Genomic DNA, 18,455 nt, shown 5'->3' on the forward strand with positions numbered 1-18,455 from the left:
GCGGCAGCTCAGGTCGGGCGTCGCTGAAGCAGAGCGGTCACGGCTTCTTCGTGCCGCATCCAGCGTTCAACCTCCGGGCAGCGCATCCCTACGATCCTGGCGATGGTAGTCAGATCGTTGTCCAGGTCACGCATGAAGATCGGTTCGTGATGTGCGATCCGGTTGCGCAGCAGCCTCACCCGCTGCAAGTCGGCGTGCAGGCGGGCACGCGCAATGTGGGGTGGACCGAATGCCTGGGCGCCGGGCAATACCCGGAGCAGCGTTGGCCGCCAGAGGCCATGGTCAAAGCGTTGTGTGAACATTTGCTGCCAGAACGCGAAGCGCAGCGCGGCGACCACCGACGATGTCGAGGCATGACGGGCAGCCGCACGTTGCAGTTCCATACGGGTGTTGTAATCGGCTGTACCACCGGCAGGCAGACTGGACTGGAGCCCGTGCTGCCAAGGCCAGCGCGCGCATGCTGTTGTTCAAGCGCCTCGGCGACGGCGTTGCGGATGACCACCTCGCAGATATGCAGGGGTAGCAGGAAGGCGCCGTTGATGCGCATGTTCCACTCGTAGAGGGTAAATGAGTGGACCGGTGCGGCAGCGGTGGCGCGCTCAAACGTGCGCATGCGTGCTGCCGAGAAGGATCGGTGGATGAGTTGCAGATCGCGCACCGGTGGGAAATCCGTGGAGAGGTGGCTGATCGTAGGCTGCAGCATGCGGGCGACGGCATCAGGGTACGACGCGAGCGCAGTTGATGGGTCCGTTGTGAGCGTGTCGAACGATTGCTTCAATGAATTGATTAGCGAGACCCTGAGCGCCAGTTCCCAGAATCGTCACTGTCACGTTGACCGGAAAATGTCGCCGCGTTAGGGTGGCCGTGTGTGCCGCCGGGAGCCGCTTTTGGGGCAACCCAATTCCCCCGGGGACAGTGGTGGCAAGCAAAGGGCCCCGAAAGGGGCCCTTTGTCGTTTCCGGCCCGGAGCGGCTGCCCGGTTCCCGACACGTTCCGGCCCGCCCCGTTACCATGTTGATCCTCTTCCACGCGGCATGGCTATGGACAAGGTATTCATCGAAGGGCTCGAGATCGATGCGCTGATCGGGATCTACGACTGGGAACGGCGGATCCGCCAGACCCTGCGTTTCGATCTGGAAATGGGCTTTGACAACCGTCGCCCGGCAGCCAGCGACGACATCGCCGACACGCTCAATTACAAGGCGGTCAGCAAGCGTATCGAAGAGTTCGTGCGCGCGTCCGACTTCGGCCTGGTGGAAACCCTGGCCGAGCGCATCGCCGAGATCGTGCTGGGTGAATTCAACGTGCAATGGCTGCGCCTGAAACTGAGCAAGCCCGGCGCGGTGCGCGGTGCGCAAGCGGTGGGCGTGATCATCGAGCGCAGCGCCGCCTGACCGGCAAACCAACCCGTAGTGCCGGGCGCTGCCCGGCTATCCAACCCCATGATTCCCACAAAGGAGAAAAATGTTGGATGCAGTAGTAGCAATCCGTTGGCTGGACGACCTCCAGCAGAACCTGCAGCCCTGGCCCTGGGCTTACACAGTCATCGTGCTGGTGGCCCTGGCGCTGACCGCCTGGCTGGCCAATTTCGTCACCAAGAAGATCCTGCTGCGCGGCCTGCGCAAGCTGGTCAGCCGCCTGCCCGGCAACACCGGCCGCACCGAGGGCAACAACCTGAGGGTGATCTCGCGGTTGTCCAACGTGGTGCCCAGCATGGTCATCGCCGCCGGCATCCGGATCGTGCCGGACCTGCCGCCGGAGCTGGTGGACTTCATCATCGGCGCGTGCCGCGCCTGGGCAGTACTGACCGTGGCGCTGGCTGTGGCGCACGCGCTGGATGCCGCCAACGACTTGTACGAACGCCGCCCGGACGCGCGCAACAAGCCGATCAAGGGCTACCTGCAGGTAGTGAAGATCGTGGTGTTCGTGATCGCCGGTCTGTCGATCGTGGCCACCCTGCTGGGCGTGGAGCTGGGCCCGCTGGTGACCGGGCTGGGCGCGGCCACCGCAGTGCTGATGCTGATCTTCCAGGACACCATCCTGTCGCTGGTGGCCAGCGTGCAGATCAGCGGCGATGGCCGGGTGCGGCTGGGCGACTGGATCGAGATGCCCAGCCAGAACGCTGACGGCGATGTGATCGACATCGCCCTGCACACCATCACCGTGCAGAACTTCGACAAGACCATCACCACCATCCCGACCAAGAAACTGGTCACCGAGTCGTTCAAGAACTGGCGCGGCATGCAGGAGGCCGGCGGGCGGCGGATCAAGCGCGCGCTGTACCTGGACCAGCACAGCGTCGGCTTTGCCGATGCGCCGATGCTGGCCCAGCTGGAGCAGTTCGCGGTGCTGGGCGACTACCTGCGCGGCAAGCAGGCCGAGCTGGAGCAGTGGAACGCCCAGTTGCAGGCCAAGGGCGTGGCGGCGGTGAACGCGCGCCGGGTGACCAACCTGGGCACGTTCCGTGCCTACATCCAGCGCTATCTGGCAGGACATGCGGGAATCCATACGGATATGACGCTGCTGGTACGGCAGTTGCAGCCCACCACCCAGGGCCTGCCGCTGGAGATCTATTGCTTCACCCGGACCACCGCATGGGGCGAGTACGAAGACATCCAGTCCGATGTGTTCGACCACCTGTTGGCGATCCTGCCGGCCTTTGGGCTGCGGGTTTTCCAGGAGTCCAGCGACGCGATGTTGATGGCCGGACAGCAGCGGCTGGCCGCTGCGGAGTAAGCTCCTGTGCCCCGCTGCCGCGCTCACGGCGGCGGGGTTCTTCCCACCCGGAAGAAAAATGAACGACAAAAATCATTCACAACGGGCTCGGGAACGCTAGAATCCCGGCCTTGTAAACGTTTTCATAAGGACCGCCGGTGGCCGCCGATCGTATCGAAACCCTCATTGCCCAGATGACCGTCGAAGAAAAAGTCGGCCAGCTCGGGGTGTTCGCCGACATGGTCCGGCCGTTCGCCCCGGACGTGAACCCGGAAGCCAACGTGCTCAACGCCGACCAGGTGCTGCAGCAGGTGCGCGAGGGCAAGGTGGGGTCGCTGTTCAACGGCGTGGGCGTGGAAGCCGGCCGGCGCATCCAGCAGGTAGCGCTGGAGGAGAGCCGGCTGGGCATTCCGGTGATCCTGGCCGCCGATGTCATCCATGGCATGCGCACCGTGTTCCCGATCCCGCTGGGCGAAGCGGCCAGCTTCGAGCCGGCGCTGGCCGAGCGCACCGCGCGCGCCACCGCGGTGGAAGCCACCGCCGCCGGCCTGCATTGGACCTATGCCCCGGCCGTGGACATTGCCCGTGACCAGCGTTGGGGCCGTGGTGCCGAAGGCGCCGGTGAAGACGTGGTGCTGGGCTGTGCGTTCGCCGCCGCCCGCGTGCGCGGCTTCCAGGGCCCGGACCTGCGTGCGGCCGACGCGCTGCTGGCCACCCCGAAGCATTTCGCCGCCTACGGTGCGGTGATGGCGGGCATGGAATACAACATGGTGGACATCTCCCCGCAGACCCTGCGCGATGTGCACCTGCCGCCGTTCCAGGCCGCCTTCGAGGCCGGCGCGCTCACCGTGATGTCCTCCTTCAACGACATCAACGGCGTACCGGCCAGCGCCAATGCCGAACTGCTTACCGACATCCTGCGCGGCGAATGGAACTTCCCCGGCGTGGTGATCTCCGATTACACCGCCGACATGGAACTGGTGGCGCACGGCTATGCCGCCGATGACCGCGACGCCACCGCCAAGGCATTCACCGCCGGGCTGGACCTGAGCATGCAGAGCGGTTTCTACGCCGAGCACCTGCCGGGTCTGGTCGAGAGCGGCGAGGTGCCGATGGCGACCCTGGATGAATCGGTGCGCCGCATGCTGCGGCTGAAAGAGGCCATCGGCCTGTTCGACGACCCGTACCGGTCGCTGGACCTGGAGCGCGAAGCATCCACCGCGTACCTCGCCGCGCATGACGCGCTGTCGCGCGATGCCGCGCGTCGTTCGATCGTGCTGCTCAAGAACACCGATGCGGTGCTGCCGCTGAAAAAGACCGGGCAGAAGATCGCGCTGATCGGCCCGTTCGTGCAGGACCGCGAGAACATCGAAGGCTGCTGGACGCTGTTCGGCGACAAGTCGCGTTACGTCACCCTGGAAACGGGGGTGCGTGCGGCGATCGGTGATGACGCCTTGCTGGAAATCGTGCCGGGGTGCGAGCTGGAAGCGGCCGTGCAGGATGGCATCGAGCAGGCTGTGGCCGCCGCGCTGCGCGCCGACGTGGTGGTGCTGGCGCTGGGTGAGCCGCAGCGCTACAGCGGTGAAGCGCAGTCGCGGGTGGAGATCACCCTGCCGCCCGCGCAGCAGGCCCTGGCCGAAGCGGTGGCGATGACCGGCAAGCCGCTGGTAGTGCTGCTGCGCAATGGTCGCGCGCTGGCGCTTCAAGGCGCGGTGCGCAATGCGCATGCCGTGGCGATCACCTGGTACCTGGGCACCCAGACCGGGCATGCGGTGGCCGATGTGCTGTTTGGCGATTACAGCCCCTCCGGGCGCCTGCCGGTGAGCTTCCCGCAGGTGTCCGGGCAACAGCCGTTCTTCTATAACCACGCGCGTACCGGCCGCCCGGAACTGCCGACGATGTCCGAGTTCAAGGCGCGCTGGCGCGAGATTCCCAACGCGGCGCTGTACCCGTTCGGGCACGGCGTGGGCTACACCAGCTTCAGCTATGGCGTGCCGCAACTCAGCGCCGAAACGCTGGGCTGGGACGACACCCTCACCATCACCACCACGCTCACCAATACCGGTGCGGTGGCAGGCGAAGAAGTGCCGCAGCTGTACATCCACGACCGCGTGGCCAGCCGCGTGCGGCCGGTGCGCGAGCTGAAGGATTTCCGCAAGGTGGCGCTGCAGCCGGGCCAGAGCACGCAGGTGGTGTTCAGCCTGGACCGCCATGCGCTGGGCTTCACCAACCGCGATGGGGTGTTCGGCGCCGAGCCGGGTCAGTTCGAGCTGTGGGTGTGTGCATCGTCGGCCAGTGGTGAACCGGTGATCTTCGAGCTGTTGGCGGCCTGACCGCGCCAACCCGCGGTAGAGCCGACCGTTGGTCGGCTGCTCCTGCACGCATCGGTGGCCGGCTGAACGTGAAGGCAGCCGACCAACGGTCGGCTCTACGGCGGTTGCAGGACGGTCGCAGGACGTGAGCGGCCATCATCGGCGGCTGACGTGTGGGCGGTTACGCTGGCTTCCTCGCAAAACCGATGAAGCCAGCATGCGCGCGATCCACCTCCTGCTACCCACCCTGTTGCTGGCTGCCTGCGCGCAGCCGGCAGCACCGCCAGCCAACGCGGCCGCTGCTGCGCCGACCGCACCGCCGACCGCCACCACCGCACCCGGCCAGGACGCTCCGGTCGCGGGCATGTCGCCCGATGCGGTGGCAACCCCGGCCGACGCCGTAGCGCAGACCACGCCTGCGACCAGCGCAGCGGATGCCAATGCTGGCAGCAGCGAAGGCGACGTCCGCCAGCGCATTGAACGCCTGCTCGGCGACGCTCCCCGCTACGAAGCGATCTTCACCGCCCTGCAGAAGGGCGTGGCCGCGCACGATGCCAAGGCGGTGGCCGCCCTGCCGCTGTACCCGGTCAGCGTCAACGTGGGTGGCAAGAAGCGCAAGGTGGCCGACGCGGCCAGCTTCGAGCGCGAGTACGACAGCATCATCACCCCCGAGATCGCCAGCACCATCGCCGCGCAGCAGTTCGACGCGGTGTTTGTGAACTGGCAGGGGGTGATGCTGGGCAACGGCCAGATCTGGATCAACGGCATCTGCCCGGACAACGATTGCAGCAAGGCCAACATCGGCATCGTTACCGTGCAGGATTGAGCGGCGTGCGTACCGACCAACGGTCGGTACCTACCGCGGGGTCGTCACGCCCCGCTGCACCAACCACCGTTCGTTACGCCCGGTAGGTACCGACCGTTGGTCGGTACGCTTCGCCCTTAACCCTTCGGCGTCAACTTCAGCAACCGCCCGTTCTTGCCGTCTTCCAGCAGCCAGATCGCCCCATCCGGGCCCTGTTCCACTTCACGGATGCGCTCGCCCATGTCGAAGCGCTCGGCTTCGCGCGCGCTGTCGCCATCGAAGGCCACCCGCACCAGTGCCTTGGACGACAGCCCGCCGATGAAGCCGCTGCCCTTCCACTGCGGGAACTGCTTGCCGCTGTAGATGATGAACCCGGCCGGTGAAATCACCGGGGTCCAGGTCACCTTGGGCGCGGCGAATTCGGGCCGGGTGCTGTGATCGGGAATGTCGCGGCCATCGTAATGATTGCCGTTGGAGACGATGGGGTAGCCGTAGTTGGCGCCGCGCTCGATCAGGTTGAGTTCGTCGCCGCCGGCCGGGCCCATTTCGTGTACCCACAGCTTGCCGCGCGCGTCGAAGGCGATGCCCAGCGCATTGCGATGGCCCAGCGACCACACCTGCGCGGCCACGCCGCCCTGCGAAGCGAACGGGTTGTCGGCCGGCACGCTGCCGTCGTCGTTCAAGCGGATGATCTTGCCCAGGTTGCCGCCCATGTCCTGGGCCGGGTCGAATTTCTGCCGTTCGCTGGAGGTGATCCACAGCTTGCCGTCCGCACCGAACGCCAGCCGGTGGCCGTAATGGCCCTTGCCGTCCACCTTCGGCGTCTGCCGCCAGATCACCTTGAGGTCTTCGAGCGCGCCGCTGCCATCGGCTTTCAGCGCCAGCCGTGCCCGCGCCACCGCCGCGCCCTGGGTACTGCCTTCACCGGCTTCGGCGTAGCTCACGTACACCAGCTGATTGCTGGCGAACTGCGGATGCGGCAGCACATCGCCGAAGCCGCCCTGGCCACCGTAGGCCACCTTCGGGACCCCGGTGATGTCCGCACTTTTGCGCGTGCGCGGGTCGAAATGCTTCAGCACCCCACGCTTTTCGCTCACCAACAGGCTGCCGTCGGGCAGGAAGCTCATCGCCCAGGGCTCATCGAACGTGGCGAACTCGGTGGCCGCGAAGGGCCATTGGGCCTTCTCCAGCACCGGCGCGGCGGCCTTGTCGGCGGCTACGCAGGCGGTGGCGAACAGGGGCAGGGTGAGGGTGACGGCGAGCGAGAGCAGCAGCTTGCGGGTCATGGGGGATCTCCGGGTGGGGATGCGATGGCCAGCCATGGTTGTACACCATGGCCATCAACGGGGCGTGGACCATACGTCATCCCCCGTAGGCGCGGCTGCCCGGATCGGCTAACGTTGCCCCGCGCCGCCCGTGGGGGCGGCATGTGCGGCCTGCCGCCTTCAAAAGGAGTTTGGAAAATGACACAACCGGTGCATAAACCGTCCCCGGCGTTCATCGCCGCCTCGTGGACGGCGCTGCTGCTGGGCGCGGTGGCCTATCTGGTCGGCCTGTTCAACGCGGAGATGGCACTCAATGAAAAGGGCTATTACCTGACGCTGCTGCTGTTTGGCCTGTTCGCGGCGGTGTCGCTGCAGAAAAGCGTGCGCGACCGCGTCGAGGGTATCCCGGTCAGCGGGTTGTATTACGCACTGTGCTGGTTCGCACTGCTGGCAGCGCTGTTGCTGCTGCTGGTCGGGTTGTGGAACGCCACCCTGCTGCTCAGTGAAAAGGGCTTCTACGGCATGGCCTTCGCGCTGAGCCTGTTCGGCGCGGTGGCGGTGCAGAAAAACACCCGCGACCTGATGGCCGCGGGCGATGCTGGGGCTGACATCAAGCGTGACATTCCGCCGCTGCCCAGCGGCGAGTGAACCGGTGGCGGCTGCGCGGTACCTCAGGTGCCGCGCGGCACGCCCTTGTCCAGGTGCGACTGCCGCAACGCGGTGGATTCGTCCCAGCCGCGCCGCACGGCATTGCGTGCCTGCGCCCAGGTCAGGGGGCTCTTGCCGCGTTCCTGCGCCCAACGTGTTTCCAGTTCGGCTTCCACTTCCTCGTAGGCACGGGTGATTTCCTGTGCGCGCGACTGGTGGCCAATCTGGTAGGCCGGCTCATAGTCATCGAAGAACTGGCTGCTGTCGTAATACGGTTCGCTGCTGAAGCGTTCGCGCCAGTAGTCCGATACCGCTTGGCGCGGGACGCCGTCTTCCGGCACCCGGCCGGGAATCTGGTAATCAGGGCTCATGTTCTGCTCCGGTGGGGTGAGGCTTCACCGTAGCGGGGTGCCGGTTAACAGCGTGGGCGTGCGGGGTGAATGGCACATCAAGCGCCCTTCACCGGCCCATGCTGGATCAGGGCGGCGCATCCTTGCGCGGAAATTTGTAGATCACCGCGCCCACCGCGAAGGCGATGCCGGCGGCGGCGATGTTCTGCCAGCTGGCGCTGATGAACAGCGCCAGGCACAACAGCAGTGCGAGGATCGGGATCAACGGGCCGCCGGGCAGCTTCAATGCACCGGGGCGGTCGCCGAACCGCCGCGCCAGCACCAGCACCGCCGCCGCAGTGCCGATGTAGGCAAACAACCGCGTGGTCATCGACAGCAGCGCCAGTTGCACGAACGAGCCCGACAGCGCCAACGCCAGTGCAATCAGCCCCTGGGTGACGATCGCCGCGGCCGGGGTACGGAAGCGCGGATGCACCTGTGCCAGCAGCTTCGGCCCATAGCCGTCGCGGGCCAGCGCGAACAGGAAGCGCGGGCCCATCATCATCGTGTTGCTGTTGGTACCGAGGATGGAAATGGTGGCGCCCACGGTAAGGATCAGCGCCAGGGTGACCCCGCCGAAACTGGCGGCCGCATCGGCCAGCGGCGTCGGCGAGCTGGCCAGCCCGACCAGCGTGCCCTGCGCGATGAACTGCACCGCGCCGTAGATGACGGTGACGGTGATGATCATGGTGATCAGTGCGAAAGGAATGTCGCGGCGCGGGTTCTTGTACTCGCCCGCGGCAGCTGGAATGTTCTCGAACCCGGCATAGGCGTAGAGCAGCAGCAACGCCGCCTCGCCCATGCGTTGCAGGTCATGCGGGTCCGGGCGCACGCCGGAGAAGGCCAGCCCGGTATCCACGTAGAACGCGCCGATCGCCACGAACAGCAGCAGCGGCAGCAGCTTGCCGATCACCAGGATCACCCCGGTGCGGGCGGCCGAGCGCACCCCGGCCACGTTCACCGCGGTGAGGAAGCCCAGCGACACCACGATGATCGCGATGCGGCCGATATCGTGCCCGGCCCACGGCCAGAACCGCGCCACGGCATCGGCCAGCGCATTGCTCAACGCGGCCGCCGAGCTGATCCGGGTCAGCCAGATCATCCAGCCGATCTCGAACCCGGCGAAGCGCCCGAAGGCCTCGCGTGCATACAGATAGCTGCCGCCGGGCTCGTCGAAGTAGCTGGCCGCCTGCGCGTAGCAGAGCACCAGCAATGCCACCACGATACCGGCGGCGACCACGCCCCACAGGCTGAACGGCCCGAGCAGGGCGACGGTGGCGGCCGGCAGCAGGTAGATGCCGCTGCCGATCACATCGTTGATCGACAGCCCGACGATCTGCCAGCGGCTGACCGCGCGTTCCAGTTGTGGATCGGCCGGCGCGCTCATTGCGCCACGTCCGTCAGTACCGGCAACTGCCAGGCCGCTTGCCGTTGCTGGTACTGCGCGCGTGGCAGCAGCACCAGGCGCGGCCTGGCATCGGGCGTCAGCCAGGCCAGCAACGCCTGCATGTGCGCCGGCGGCATTGCCGTGCAGCCGGCGGTGGCCTCGCCCGGCGCGCGCCACAGGTGGGCGAAGATGCAGCTGCCCCGGCCCGGCACGGCCTTGGGGTTGTGCTCGATCACGAAGCCCTCGCGGTAACGCACGTCACCGTTGTTGTGCAGGTCCAGGCGCATGGGCTCGGTGGAGCCTGCCACCGCATCGGCGCCCACCACGTCGGCATCCACGATGCGGTTGTAGTACGGCGAATCGGGCACGTCCATGCAGTAGCTGGTGGTCAGCATCGGCTGGTAGGGCAGGGCGGTATCGGCCTTGCCCGCGTAACCGAAGGCCGGACCGATGTCGAACACACCGGCGGGGCTGCGGCCATCGCCTTCCTGTTTCTGCGGCCCGTCGGTGCGCGGCGGATGACGGCCGATGCCCCAGGCGCTGCCGCTGCGGCCCACGGCCACGTCGAAGGCCGCGCCCTGCCGCTGCCAGCCGGCGTCGGTGCGCACAAAGGCCTGCAGTTGGCCGTGGGTGGCCTCCCAGCCCTCGGTGGTCACCACGATCACCTGCGTGCTGCCGTCCAACGGCGCGGCCAGCGGCCGTTTGGCGGCGGCGGGCAAGGCAGTGGCAAGCACCAGGCAGGCAAGGACGGAACGGAACGGCAGCATCGTGGTGGGCTCCAGCAATCAGGTATCGATCAGGTGTTCGATCCGTTCCAGGTTCACCCCGAGCTGGCGGTGGCGGTCCGGGTTGGCGTGGCACAACAGCACGAAGACGAAGTCCAGCAGGGACTGCAATGAGGCACGGTACAACAGTTGCGCCAGGTGCGGTGCCGGGTCGTGCGCGCACACCACCAGCGCTGCATCGGCGTGCGCGCGCAGCGGGTTGGCGCTGTGCCGGGTGATGGAGACCACCTTGCCGCCCATGTCCTGGAACTGGCGCGACAGCTGGAACAGCTGCGGCAGTTTGCCGAACTCGGAAAACACCAGCATCACATCATTCGGCCGTGCCGCCGAGAGGTTGGCCATCATCAGGATCGGGTCGGCATGGTGCACGGTAAGCATGCCCAGCAGCGACAGCCGCATCGCGAACTCGCGCGCGTACAGGCCGTCATCGCCCAACCCGTAGACGAACACCTTGGGCGCATCGTCGATCAACTGCACGATGGCCGCGACGTCGGCCTGCGGGTTGGCCAGCCAGGTTTCTTCCTCGGCGGCGGCCTTGCTCAGGCGCAGGCGTTCGGCCACCTCGGTGTAACCGTCGGCCACGTCGGGCGACGGCGCGCCTGCCTGCGGGGAGTTGCCGGCGCGGGCGACCGCCTGGCCGATGGAGTACTTCAGGTCCGGGTAGCCCTTGAAGCCCAGTTTCTGGCTGAACTTGACCACGCTCGACTGGCTGATGCCCAGGGCACTGGCCAGCTGCTGGGAGGAGTAGTCGCGCAGCAGGTGGGCGTTGTCCAGGATGAAGTCGGCGATGCGGCGTTCGATCGCCGACATGTGGTCACGCTCGGAGCGGATTTTCACCAGGGGCGGCATGGGCGCGGTCACCAACGCATCGGCTTGATCATCTCCAACCCCTGCACTTCGGTGATGCCCAGCCCCGGCGCATCGCTGATGGTGATCTCCGATTCGTTGAAGTTCACCCCGCCGCTGACCGGGTTGAACAGGCCCAGCGAAGGGCCGTCCAGGTCCACCTTGGTGATCACCTCGCTCTTGGCCACCGCCAGGTGCACGGCCGCCGCCACCGAGATGCTTGATTCAATCATGCAGCCGATCATGCACGGTACGCCGTAGATGGCGGCGATGTCGGCGATGCGGATCGCATTGGACAGCCCGCCGGTCTTCATCAGCTTGATGTTGATGATGTCCGCCGCACGCTGCTGGATCAGGTCGAACACCTGGCCGGGATTGAACACGCTTTCGTCGGCCATCACCGGCGTGTTGACCCGGTCGGTGACGTACTTCAGCCCGGTGATGTCGGCCGCCTTGACCGGCTGCTCCAGCAGTTCCAGCACCACCCCGGCCTCTTCCAGGGTGTGCATCGCATGCACCGCCTGCTTGGCCGTCCAGCCCTGGTTGGCGTCCAGCCGCAGCAGTGCACGGCCCTGTACGGCGGCATGGATCGCCTTGACCCGCTCGATGTCCAGCCCGATGTCCTTGCCGACCTTGATCTTCAGTGACTCGAAACCGCGATCGATCGCCGACAGCGAATCGGCCACCATCTTGTCGATGTAGTCCACGCTGATGGTGATGTCGGTGGTGATCACCGGGTCGCCACCGCCGAGCATCCGGTACAACGGCGCGTTGTGCAGCTGCGCCCACAGGTCATAGACGGCAATTTCGACCGCGGCCTTGGCGCTGGTGTTGCGCTCCAGCGAGGACTGGATGAGCCCGCACAGGTGGTTGAGGTTGGCCACGTCCTGGCCGATCAGGCGCGGCTTGATGCAGGTGGTGATGGCGTCGATGATCGAGCCGTGGGTATCGCCGGTGATCACCGCCGTTGCCGCAGCCTCGCCGTAACCGGTATGGCCGCTGTCGGTGCGTACCAGCACCACCACGTCCTCCACGGTGTCCACGGTGCGCAGCGCGGTCTTGAACGGGGTTTTCAGCGGCACGCGGAGCATGCCCAGTTCGATGTCGGTGATCTTCATTCGTTGGTCTGTGGCCGGATGCGCTGGATGTTGGTGATGCGGTCGATGTAGCTGACGGTGTCGCTGGCCATCATCGGCTCCAGCGGGGTCACCGACACGCCGTTGAGGTGGGCCTGCACGCGTTTGCCGTCGGCACCGGACCAGCTGCCGCCGGCGGTATCGTGGATCACCCAGGTGCGGCCGTCGAGATGGCCCAGGGTGACCATGACATGGCCGGGGATGTAGATCAGGTCGCCGACCTGCAACTGGTTCACCGCCGCAGTGCGCGTTGCCTTGCCGTCCTTCGGATCGAAGGCGATGCGGTCCAGCGCCGGGCTCACCGCCTGCGCACTGGTATTGCGCGGCACAAGCACGCCGACGCTGCGGTAGATCTCCGAGACAAAGCCGCTGCAGTCGCGCGTGTCGTAATCATGGCCCCAGCCGTAGCGCTCGCCGAGGAACTTGAAGGCCTGGGTGATCAGGGTGCGCGGGGTCAGTGGCAGGTAATCGGCGGCGCTGTCCTGCGAGCGTGGCAGCAGCGCCGGCACCAGTGCCAGGCGGCCGTCGTCGTTGCGTACCGGCAGCTGCAGCACGTAACCGGCGTGTGCCTGCTGGCCATTGACGGGCGTGTCCTGTGGCCAGTCGGCGATCACCGGCAGGCGCACGCCCATGTCCAGCTGCAGCCGCGATACCCGCGGTTCCTCCGGCGTGTAAGCGGTGAACGCGGTCGCGCCGGTCACCACACGGTAGGGGCCGCGCTGGCCATAGCCGAGCACGGTGGCCGCATCGCCGATGCCGACAAAGCGCTTCTCGATCCACGCCGAGTAGCGTTCGCTGGTGATGAACAGCCAGTGCCCGTCGGCGCTTTCATGCAGCACCGCCACTGCATCGCCCGGGAACAGGGCCGATTCCTGGAAGCGGTCGATATCGGTGTCGCCCTGGGTGGTGAACACCCGCAGCGTGGTGGGGAACGCGCGCAGTGCCGCCCGATGGGTGACCAGGCCGTACTGCAGCGGCCACTGCGCAGGGATCGCGTCCAGCGCAAGGTTGCGCAGGGTCGCTTCGCGCTGCGGCACGTCGATGCGGTTGCCGTCCTGGCCGTACAGGGCCTTCTCCGGCCACCGCGACAGCGCCTGGATGCTGGACAGCACCGACGCCCGCGGCAGTTGCGCCGGCAGCGCGCGCAGGTCGTGGATGGAGCGGTCCTGGGTACGCATGCGGGTGTTCTGCGCGTCGATCTGGCGGCGGTCCAGGATCACCGCATCGGCGTTGGGCAGGCGCGCGGCCCAGTACTGCGGGGTGAGGTAAGCCTCATGCAGTCCGACCACATACGGCAGCGGGGCACCCGGATCGGGTCGACCGGCGGCGCCGTCGGCGGCCCACCCGGGCAGGCTGGCCACGGCCAGCAACAAACCCACGAGCGGTCGCGCGGGGGCCGCCCACAATGCAAAGCGGGAACGCGTCATCGCGGCAATGTCCTCGGTTGGAAGCGCGCAAGGGCGGCCGGCACGAACCCGGCATGGCACTGCGCGCAGCGCCGCTCTGGAGGATTCATGGTGCACGTGCTCCGGGCGGCTGCGGGTGTCATGGAATACTTATTCCTTTCGGCGTGGAATGCAAGAATAAATTATTGACCGGTGCCCCGGCCCGTGTTACACAGCCATTACCACCCGCGCTGGGGAAGTGTCGCTGTGGATCGTGCCGTTCGCAAACCGTCTCTGCCCCTTGTCGCCGGACTGTGCGCGGCGCTGCTGCTGTGGGCGCTGCCGGGGCGGTCCGAATCGGCCGACGTGGCGCGCATTGCCGAGCTGGTCGATGCCGGCCGCTTCGCGCTTGCCGATGCGCAGATCACCCAGGGCACCGCCACCGAGGCGTCGCACGCCGATGGCCTGGCCTTCCAACGCGAGCGCATGCGCCGCATCCGCCTGGATTTCAGCCTGGATCGCGCCGCCGCGCAGGCGGCCGTGCGCCGCGACATTCCGGACCTGCGCCAGCAGGAGTTTGACCACTGGGACCGCCAGGGTCTGCTCGAACACCTGGACATCGACGGCGAGCGCCGCTACTTCAAGCGTGCGCCGTCCAACCTGTTCCGGCTCAGCAGCGAGGCCCGCGCCCGCCGCCGCGCCGATGCGCCACCGATCACCGACGGACCCTTTGAAAAACTCACCCCGTATCACGCACGGGTGGTGCAGGCGGCAACGCAGTCCGGCCGCAGCTCGGTGCTGCCGCAGCGGGTGGAGGTGACCCAGTCGCTCACGGTGAAGGCCGATGCGGTCCCGGCCGGCCAGGTGCTGCGTGCGTGGATTCCGTACCCGCGGCAGATTCCCGGCCAACAGGAGCAGTTGCAGTGGCGCGGCAGTTCGCCGGGCAAGGCCCGCATTGCCCCGGCCGATGCCCTGCAGCGCACCGCCTATCTGGAAGCCACGGCGGTTGCCGGGCGCTCCACCCGTTTCGAGATCCGCTACGCGTTGACCGTGTCTGCGCGGCATACCGCGATCGATCCTGCCCAGGTGCAGCCCACGCCGGCCGATCCGGCACTGGCCCCTTACCTGGCCGAACAGCCGCCGCATGTGCGCTTCACCCCGGCCATGCGGCTGTTCTCCGCGCAGGTGCTGCAGGGCGAAACACGGCCGTATGAAGTGGTGCGCCGGTTGTTCGATGCGGTGGATGCCATCCCCTGGGCCGGCGCGCGCGAGTACTCAACCCTCGGCAACATCAGCGATTACGCCCTGCGCGCCGGTCATGCCGACTGCGGCCAGCAGACCCTGCTGCTGATCACCCTGCTGCGCATGAACGGCATTCCCGCGCGCTGGCAATCGGGCATGGTCTACGCCGACGACGCGGTGGCTTACAGCAACCTGCACGACTGGGGCGCGGTGTACCTGGCGCCGTACGGCTGGGTGCCGATGGACGTCACCACCGGCCGCCTGGACAGCGCCGAGCCGATGCTGCGCGATTTCTACCTCGGCGGGCTCGATGCCTATCGCATCGCCTTCAACGACGATTTCCAGCAGCCGCTGCAGCCGGCCAAACGCTACCCGCGTTCGGACACGGTGGATTCGCAGCGCGGTGAAGTGGAATGGTCCGGCGGCAATCTGTACTTCGATCAATGGAACTACGACTTCCAGTCGCACATCGTGCCGCTGGAGGCCACGCGGTAAACGGCGGCATCCACGATTCCACATCTGCAGGAGAGAGCAGGGAATGAACACGAACAGGTTGAAGCGGGCGGCGCTGTGCGTCGCATTGGGAGCGTGCCTGGGCACGCTGGCACCGGCGGCGATGGCCCAGGACGGCGCGGTGGTCGGCAAACTGCTGACCGAGCCGGGCCAGCAACTGACCAATGCCACGGTGACGGTACGCAACCCGTCCACCGGCTTTGTGCGCTCGGTACGCGCCGAAGCCAACGGCAGCTACCGCATCCCGCTGTTGCCGGTGGGCACCTATGAGCTGGAAGTGGCCGTCGCCGGGGGCGCTCCGGCGCGCGTGGGCCAGGTCAACGTCGGGCTGGGCAGCGCCACCACGGTGAACGTGCCGGTCAGTGGGGTGAGCACGCTGGGCGTAGTGGAAGTGCGCGCGCCGCAGGTGGTGTCGATGGTGGATGTGAAGTCCACCGAATCGGCCACCAATATCACCCGCGAAGAACTCTCGCGCCTGCCGGTGGACCGTGACATCACCGCCGTGGCGCTGCTGGCGCCGGGCGCGGTCAAGGGCAAGGGCTCGCTGGGCGGGCAGGGGGTCTCCTTCGGCGGCTCCTCGGTGGCCGAGAACACGGTCTACATCAATGGCCTGAACGTCACCGACTTCTACAACCGGGTCGGCTTCTCTTCGGTGCCGTTCGGCTTCTACCAGGAGTTCCAGGTCAAGACCGGCGGCTATTCGGTGGAGTTCGGGCGCAGCACCGGTGGCGTCATCAACGCGGTGACCCGCTCGGGCAGCAACGATTTCAAGGCCGGTGCCGAACTGGTGCTGGAGCCGCGCGCGTGGCAGTCGCAGGCCCGCGACCGCTATGACGGCGACGGCAGCCGCTACATCACCGCCAGCAGCGACGACTACTCGCGCAGCGCGCTGAACGTGTTCGCCTCCGGTGCGCTGGTGCAGGACAAGCTGTTCTTCTTCGGCATGTACGAAGCGCGCGACTACAAACCCAATTCGACCAACGACGCCGGCGCCGTGCTCAGCCGTGGCACCGCCGATGACCCGTTCTGGGGCGGCAAGCTGGACTGGCAGATCACCGACAACCAGATGCTGTCGCTGTTCGGGTTTTCCGACAAAAGCGACACCATCACCGACGTCTACCGCTACGACTACGACACCGGCCGGGCCGTGGGCGATCGCACCAACCAGATCTACAACACCGTGGGTGGCAAGAACTGGTCGGGCACCTACAGCTGGCAGGTCAACAACGACCTGACCATGAAGCTGATGTACGGCGAGAACAAGCGCAACCGCTCGCAGAGCAGCCTGATGGACCAGAACTGCAACCGCGTGTTCGACAACCGCACCGCCAGCCAGGGCGTGCCCACCGCGCTGCAGGGCGACCGCAGCTGCACCAGCAGTGCGCAGCTGGAATCGGCGCTGGACACGCGCAAGGCCGCCCGCGCCGATTTTGAATGGTCCATCGGCGACCACCTGCTGCGCTTCGGCCTGGACCGCGAAGAGAACACCTCCGACTACGAGCGCGCCTATCCCGGCCCCGGTGGCCTGCGCTACGACGTGTACTACCGCACGCCCGGCAGCTCGCTCAATGGCGGGGTGGCACCGGCCAGTGGCCAAGTGGTGCGTACCCGCCGCTATGAAGTGGCCGGCTCGTTTGAAACCATCAACTCGGCCTACTACCTGGAAGACAACTGGCAGGTCACCCCGAATTTCCTGCTGAACATCGGCGCACGCATGGAGGGCTTCGACAACAAGGGCGGCGGCGGCGACAGCTACATCAAGATCGACAACATGATCGCCCCGCGCCTGGGCTTCTCCTGGGACATCCGCGGCGATGGCACCACCAAGCTGTTCGGCAACCTGGGGCGCTACTACCTGCCGGTGGCCAACGTGATCAACATCAAGCAGGCCGGCGGCTTCCTGGATGAGCGCACCTGGTACGAGTTCCTCGGCTATTCCGGTGCGGACAACAACGTGCCGGGCCTGGGCGGGCAGATCGGCCCGGTGGACAACTCGCAGGGCGACGGCAGCGTGCCGGACCTGCGCGCCGAGGTGAACCGCGACATGGACCCGGTGTACCAGGACGAGGCCATCCTCGGCTTCCAGCACATGCTGAGCGAGTCGTGGTCGGTGGGCGCCAGCGTGACCTATCGGCGCCTGCAGAACGCCATCGACGACATGAACATCACCGCCACCGGCCAATGCGGTGCGGTGGACGGGGTGTGGATCATGGGCAACCCCGGCCGTACCAACACGGTGTGGGGCGACAGCAACTGCGATGGCAGCAACGACGCCTGGATCGACATCGACACCTCGCGCGAAGGCTGGGCGCTGTACGACGATGACGGCAACTACGTCGGCCAGCGCGGCTGGGTCAAGCCCAAGCGCGACTACAAGGCGCTGGAACTGCAGGTGGACCGCGCCTGGGACGGCAAGTGGGGCTTCAATGCCTCCTACACGCTGGCCTACGGCCGCGGCAACGCCGAAGGCCCGGTTAACTCCGATACCGATTTTGCCGATTCGGGGCGCACCGAGAACTTCGACAACCCGTGGGTGAACTATCGCGGCTACGGCTACCTGGCCAATGATCGCCGCCACCAGTTCAAGTTCCGTGGCAGCTACGCGCTCACCGAGAACCTCACCGTGGCCGCCACCCTGGGCATCCAGTCGGGCAGCCCGATCACCCGCTTCGGCGCCGGCAATCCGTTCGACGATACCGACTTCCACAGCTACTACGTATGCGTGGCCAACTGCCTGTCCACGGTGGCGTCCGAGCGCCAGTACGTGCACTCCCCGCGCGGTGGCGATGGCCGCACGCCGTGGACCTATGACCTGGACATGAGCGTGGCCTACAAGGTGCCGGTACCGCTGGACATCAACATCAAGCTGGCCGTGTACAACGTGCTCAACCAGCAGCGCACCGTCTCGGTGGACCAGGACTACGAACCGCAGGACAGCATCGGCACGCCCAACCCGATGTACGGCTACGGCACCGGGTTCCAGTCGCCGCGCTACGCCCAGCTCAGCGTGACCTGGAACTACTGATG

At 66.8% G+C, this 18,455-nt stretch carries 15 protein-coding genes; 7 read left to right on the forward strand and 8 right to left on the reverse strand.

Translation table 11 applies throughout. The annotated features are described in order from the left end of the window. Positions 1 to 8: 8 nt before the first annotated feature. Complete coding sequence (locus tag AC3IR9_RS01935) at positions 9 to 383, reverse strand: hypothetical protein (RefSeq protein ID WP_489293684.1); 375 nt, start codon at positions 381 to 383, stop codon at positions 9 to 11. Between the two features lie 657 nt (positions 384 to 1,040). On the opposite strand from AC3IR9_RS01935, the gene folB reads away from it, so the two are divergent. The 4 genes from folB to AC3IR9_RS01955 all read left to right on the forward strand — a co-directional run bounded on the left by folB (position 1,041) and on the right by AC3IR9_RS01955 (position 5,853). Beyond that, positions 1,041 to 1,394 (forward strand): dihydroneopterin aldolase, encoded by a 354-nt coding sequence (gene folB, locus AC3IR9_RS01940; RefSeq protein WP_489293686.1) that lies wholly within the window; start codon positions 1,041 to 1,043, stop codon positions 1,392 to 1,394. 70 nt (positions 1,395 to 1,464) lie between these two features. Then, positions 1,465 to 2,736: a mechanosensitive ion channel family protein gene (locus tag AC3IR9_RS01945; protein WP_489293687.1), complete on the forward strand. Its 1,272-nt coding sequence runs from the start codon at positions 1,465 to 1,467 to the stop codon at positions 2,734 to 2,736. A gap of 137 nt (positions 2,737 to 2,873) precedes the next feature. Then, positions 2,874 to 5,048 (forward strand): beta-glucosidase BglX, encoded by a 2,175-nt coding sequence (gene bglX / locus AC3IR9_RS01950; RefSeq protein ID WP_489293689.1) that lies wholly within the window; start codon positions 2,874 to 2,876, stop codon positions 5,046 to 5,048. A gap of 196 nt (positions 5,049 to 5,244) precedes the next feature. Further along, a complete protein-coding gene (locus tag AC3IR9_RS01955; RefSeq protein WP_489293691.1) occupies positions 5,245 to 5,853 on the forward strand; it encodes a hypothetical protein in 609 nt (202 codons plus the stop codon). A gap of 116 nt (positions 5,854 to 5,969) precedes the next feature. Here AC3IR9_RS01955 and AC3IR9_RS01960 read toward each other — a convergent pair whose 3' ends face one another. After that, positions 5,970 to 7,118: a PQQ-dependent sugar dehydrogenase gene (locus AC3IR9_RS01960; protein ID WP_489293693.1), complete on the reverse strand. Its 1,149-nt coding sequence runs from the start codon at positions 7,116 to 7,118 to the stop codon at positions 5,970 to 5,972. 177 nt (positions 7,119 to 7,295) lie between these two features. Between AC3IR9_RS01960 and yiaA the strand changes: the two genes are divergently transcribed. Then, entirely contained in the window at positions 7,296 to 7,745 is a 450-nt protein-coding gene (yiaA, locus tag AC3IR9_RS01965) for an inner membrane protein YiaA (RefSeq protein WP_489293695.1), read from the forward strand. A gap of 23 nt (positions 7,746 to 7,768) precedes the next feature. Here yiaA and AC3IR9_RS01970 read toward each other — a convergent pair whose 3' ends face one another. The 6 genes from AC3IR9_RS01970 to AC3IR9_RS01995 all read right to left on the reverse strand — a co-directional run bounded on the left by AC3IR9_RS01970 (position 7,769) and on the right by AC3IR9_RS01995 (position 13,715). After that, a complete protein-coding gene (locus AC3IR9_RS01970; protein ID WP_489293696.1) occupies positions 7,769 to 8,116 on the reverse strand; it encodes a hypothetical protein in 348 nt (115 codons plus the stop codon). A gap of 106 nt (positions 8,117 to 8,222) precedes the next feature. Next, on the reverse strand, positions 8,223 to 9,521 hold the full coding sequence (locus AC3IR9_RS01975; RefSeq protein WP_489293698.1) for an APC family permease: 1,299 nt from the start codon (positions 9,519 to 9,521) through the stop codon (positions 8,223 to 8,225). Next, positions 9,518 to 10,288 carry a L,D-transpeptidase family protein gene (locus AC3IR9_RS01980; RefSeq protein ID WP_489293700.1) on the reverse strand — a complete coding sequence of 257 codons (771 nt, stop codon included), beginning with the start codon at positions 10,286 to 10,288 and terminating at the stop codon, positions 9,518 to 9,520. The genes AC3IR9_RS01975 and AC3IR9_RS01980 overlap by 4 nt, the downstream gene beginning before the upstream one ends. A gap of 18 nt (positions 10,289 to 10,306) precedes the next feature. Beyond that, positions 10,307 to 11,155: a MurR/RpiR family transcriptional regulator gene (locus tag AC3IR9_RS01985; RefSeq protein ID WP_489293702.1), complete on the reverse strand. Its 849-nt coding sequence runs from the start codon at positions 11,153 to 11,155 to the stop codon at positions 10,307 to 10,309. Between the two features lie 8 nt (positions 11,156 to 11,163). Then, on the reverse strand, positions 11,164 to 12,270 hold the full coding sequence (locus tag AC3IR9_RS01990; RefSeq protein ID WP_489293703.1) for a dipeptide epimerase: 1,107 nt from the start codon (positions 12,268 to 12,270) through the stop codon (positions 11,164 to 11,166). Continuing rightward, on the reverse strand, positions 12,267 to 13,715 hold the full coding sequence (locus AC3IR9_RS01995) for a C40 family peptidase (protein ID WP_489293705.1): 1,449 nt from the start codon (positions 13,713 to 13,715) through the stop codon (positions 12,267 to 12,269). Before AC3IR9_RS01995 ends, AC3IR9_RS01990 begins: the two co-directional genes overlap by 4 nt. Before the next feature lie 225 nt (positions 13,716 to 13,940). Here AC3IR9_RS01995 and AC3IR9_RS02000 point away from each other — a divergent pair, with 225 nt between their 5' ends. Beyond that, positions 13,941 to 15,410, forward strand: coding sequence for a transglutaminase-like domain-containing protein (locus AC3IR9_RS02000; RefSeq protein ID WP_489293706.1), 1,470 nt, complete (start codon positions 13,941 to 13,943; stop codon positions 15,408 to 15,410). Between the two features lie 43 nt (positions 15,411 to 15,453). Then, the gene (locus AC3IR9_RS02005; protein WP_489293707.1) at positions 15,454 to 18,453 is read left to right on the forward strand and encodes a TonB-dependent receptor; all 3,000 of its coding nucleotides are present in this window, start codon (positions 15,454 to 15,456) and stop codon (positions 18,451 to 18,453) included. Positions 18,454 to 18,455: the final 2 nt, after the last annotated feature.

The organism is Stenotrophomonas sp. GL_101 (assembly GCF_057835675.1).

Coding starts and splice junctions, on each gene's coding strand:
- AC3IR9_RS01975 (WP_489293698.1), bottom strand. CDS start 9,521: ATGAGCGCGCCGGCCGATCCACAACTGGAACGCGCGGTCAGCCGCTGG.
- AC3IR9_RS02005 (WP_489293707.1), top strand. CDS start 15,454: ATGAACACGAACAGGTTGAAGCGGGCGGCGCTGTGCGTCGCATTGGGA.
- AC3IR9_RS01980 (WP_489293700.1), bottom strand. CDS start 10,288: ATGCTGCCGTTCCGTTCCGTCCTTGCCTGCCTGGTGCTTGCCACTGCC.
- AC3IR9_RS01995 (WP_489293705.1), bottom strand. CDS start 13,715: ATGACGCGTTCCCGCTTTGCATTGTGGGCGGCCCCCGCGCGACCGCTC.
- AC3IR9_RS01960 (WP_489293693.1), bottom strand. CDS start 7,118: ATGACCCGCAAGCTGCTGCTCTCGCTCGCCGTCACCCTCACCCTGCCC.
- AC3IR9_RS01970 (WP_489293696.1), bottom strand. CDS start 8,116: ATGAGCCCTGATTACCAGATTCCCGGCCGGGTGCCGGAAGACGGCGTC.
- AC3IR9_RS01935 (WP_489293684.1), bottom strand. CDS start 383: ATGGAACTGCAACGTGCGGCTGCCCGTCATGCCTCGACATCGTCGGTG.
- yiaA (WP_489293695.1), top strand. CDS start 7,296: ATGACACAACCGGTGCATAAACCGTCCCCGGCGTTCATCGCCGCCTCG.
- AC3IR9_RS01945 (WP_489293687.1), top strand. CDS start 1,465: ATGTTGGATGCAGTAGTAGCAATCCGTTGGCTGGACGACCTCCAGCAG.
- folB (WP_489293686.1), top strand. CDS start 1,041: ATGGACAAGGTATTCATCGAAGGGCTCGAGATCGATGCGCTGATCGGG.
- AC3IR9_RS01955 (WP_489293691.1), top strand. CDS start 5,245: ATGCGCGCGATCCACCTCCTGCTACCCACCCTGTTGCTGGCTGCCTGC.
- AC3IR9_RS01985 (WP_489293702.1), bottom strand. CDS start 11,155: ATGCCGCCCCTGGTGAAAATCCGCTCCGAGCGTGACCACATGTCGGCG.
- AC3IR9_RS01990 (WP_489293703.1), bottom strand. CDS start 12,270: ATGAAGATCACCGACATCGAACTGGGCATGCTCCGCGTGCCGCTGAAA.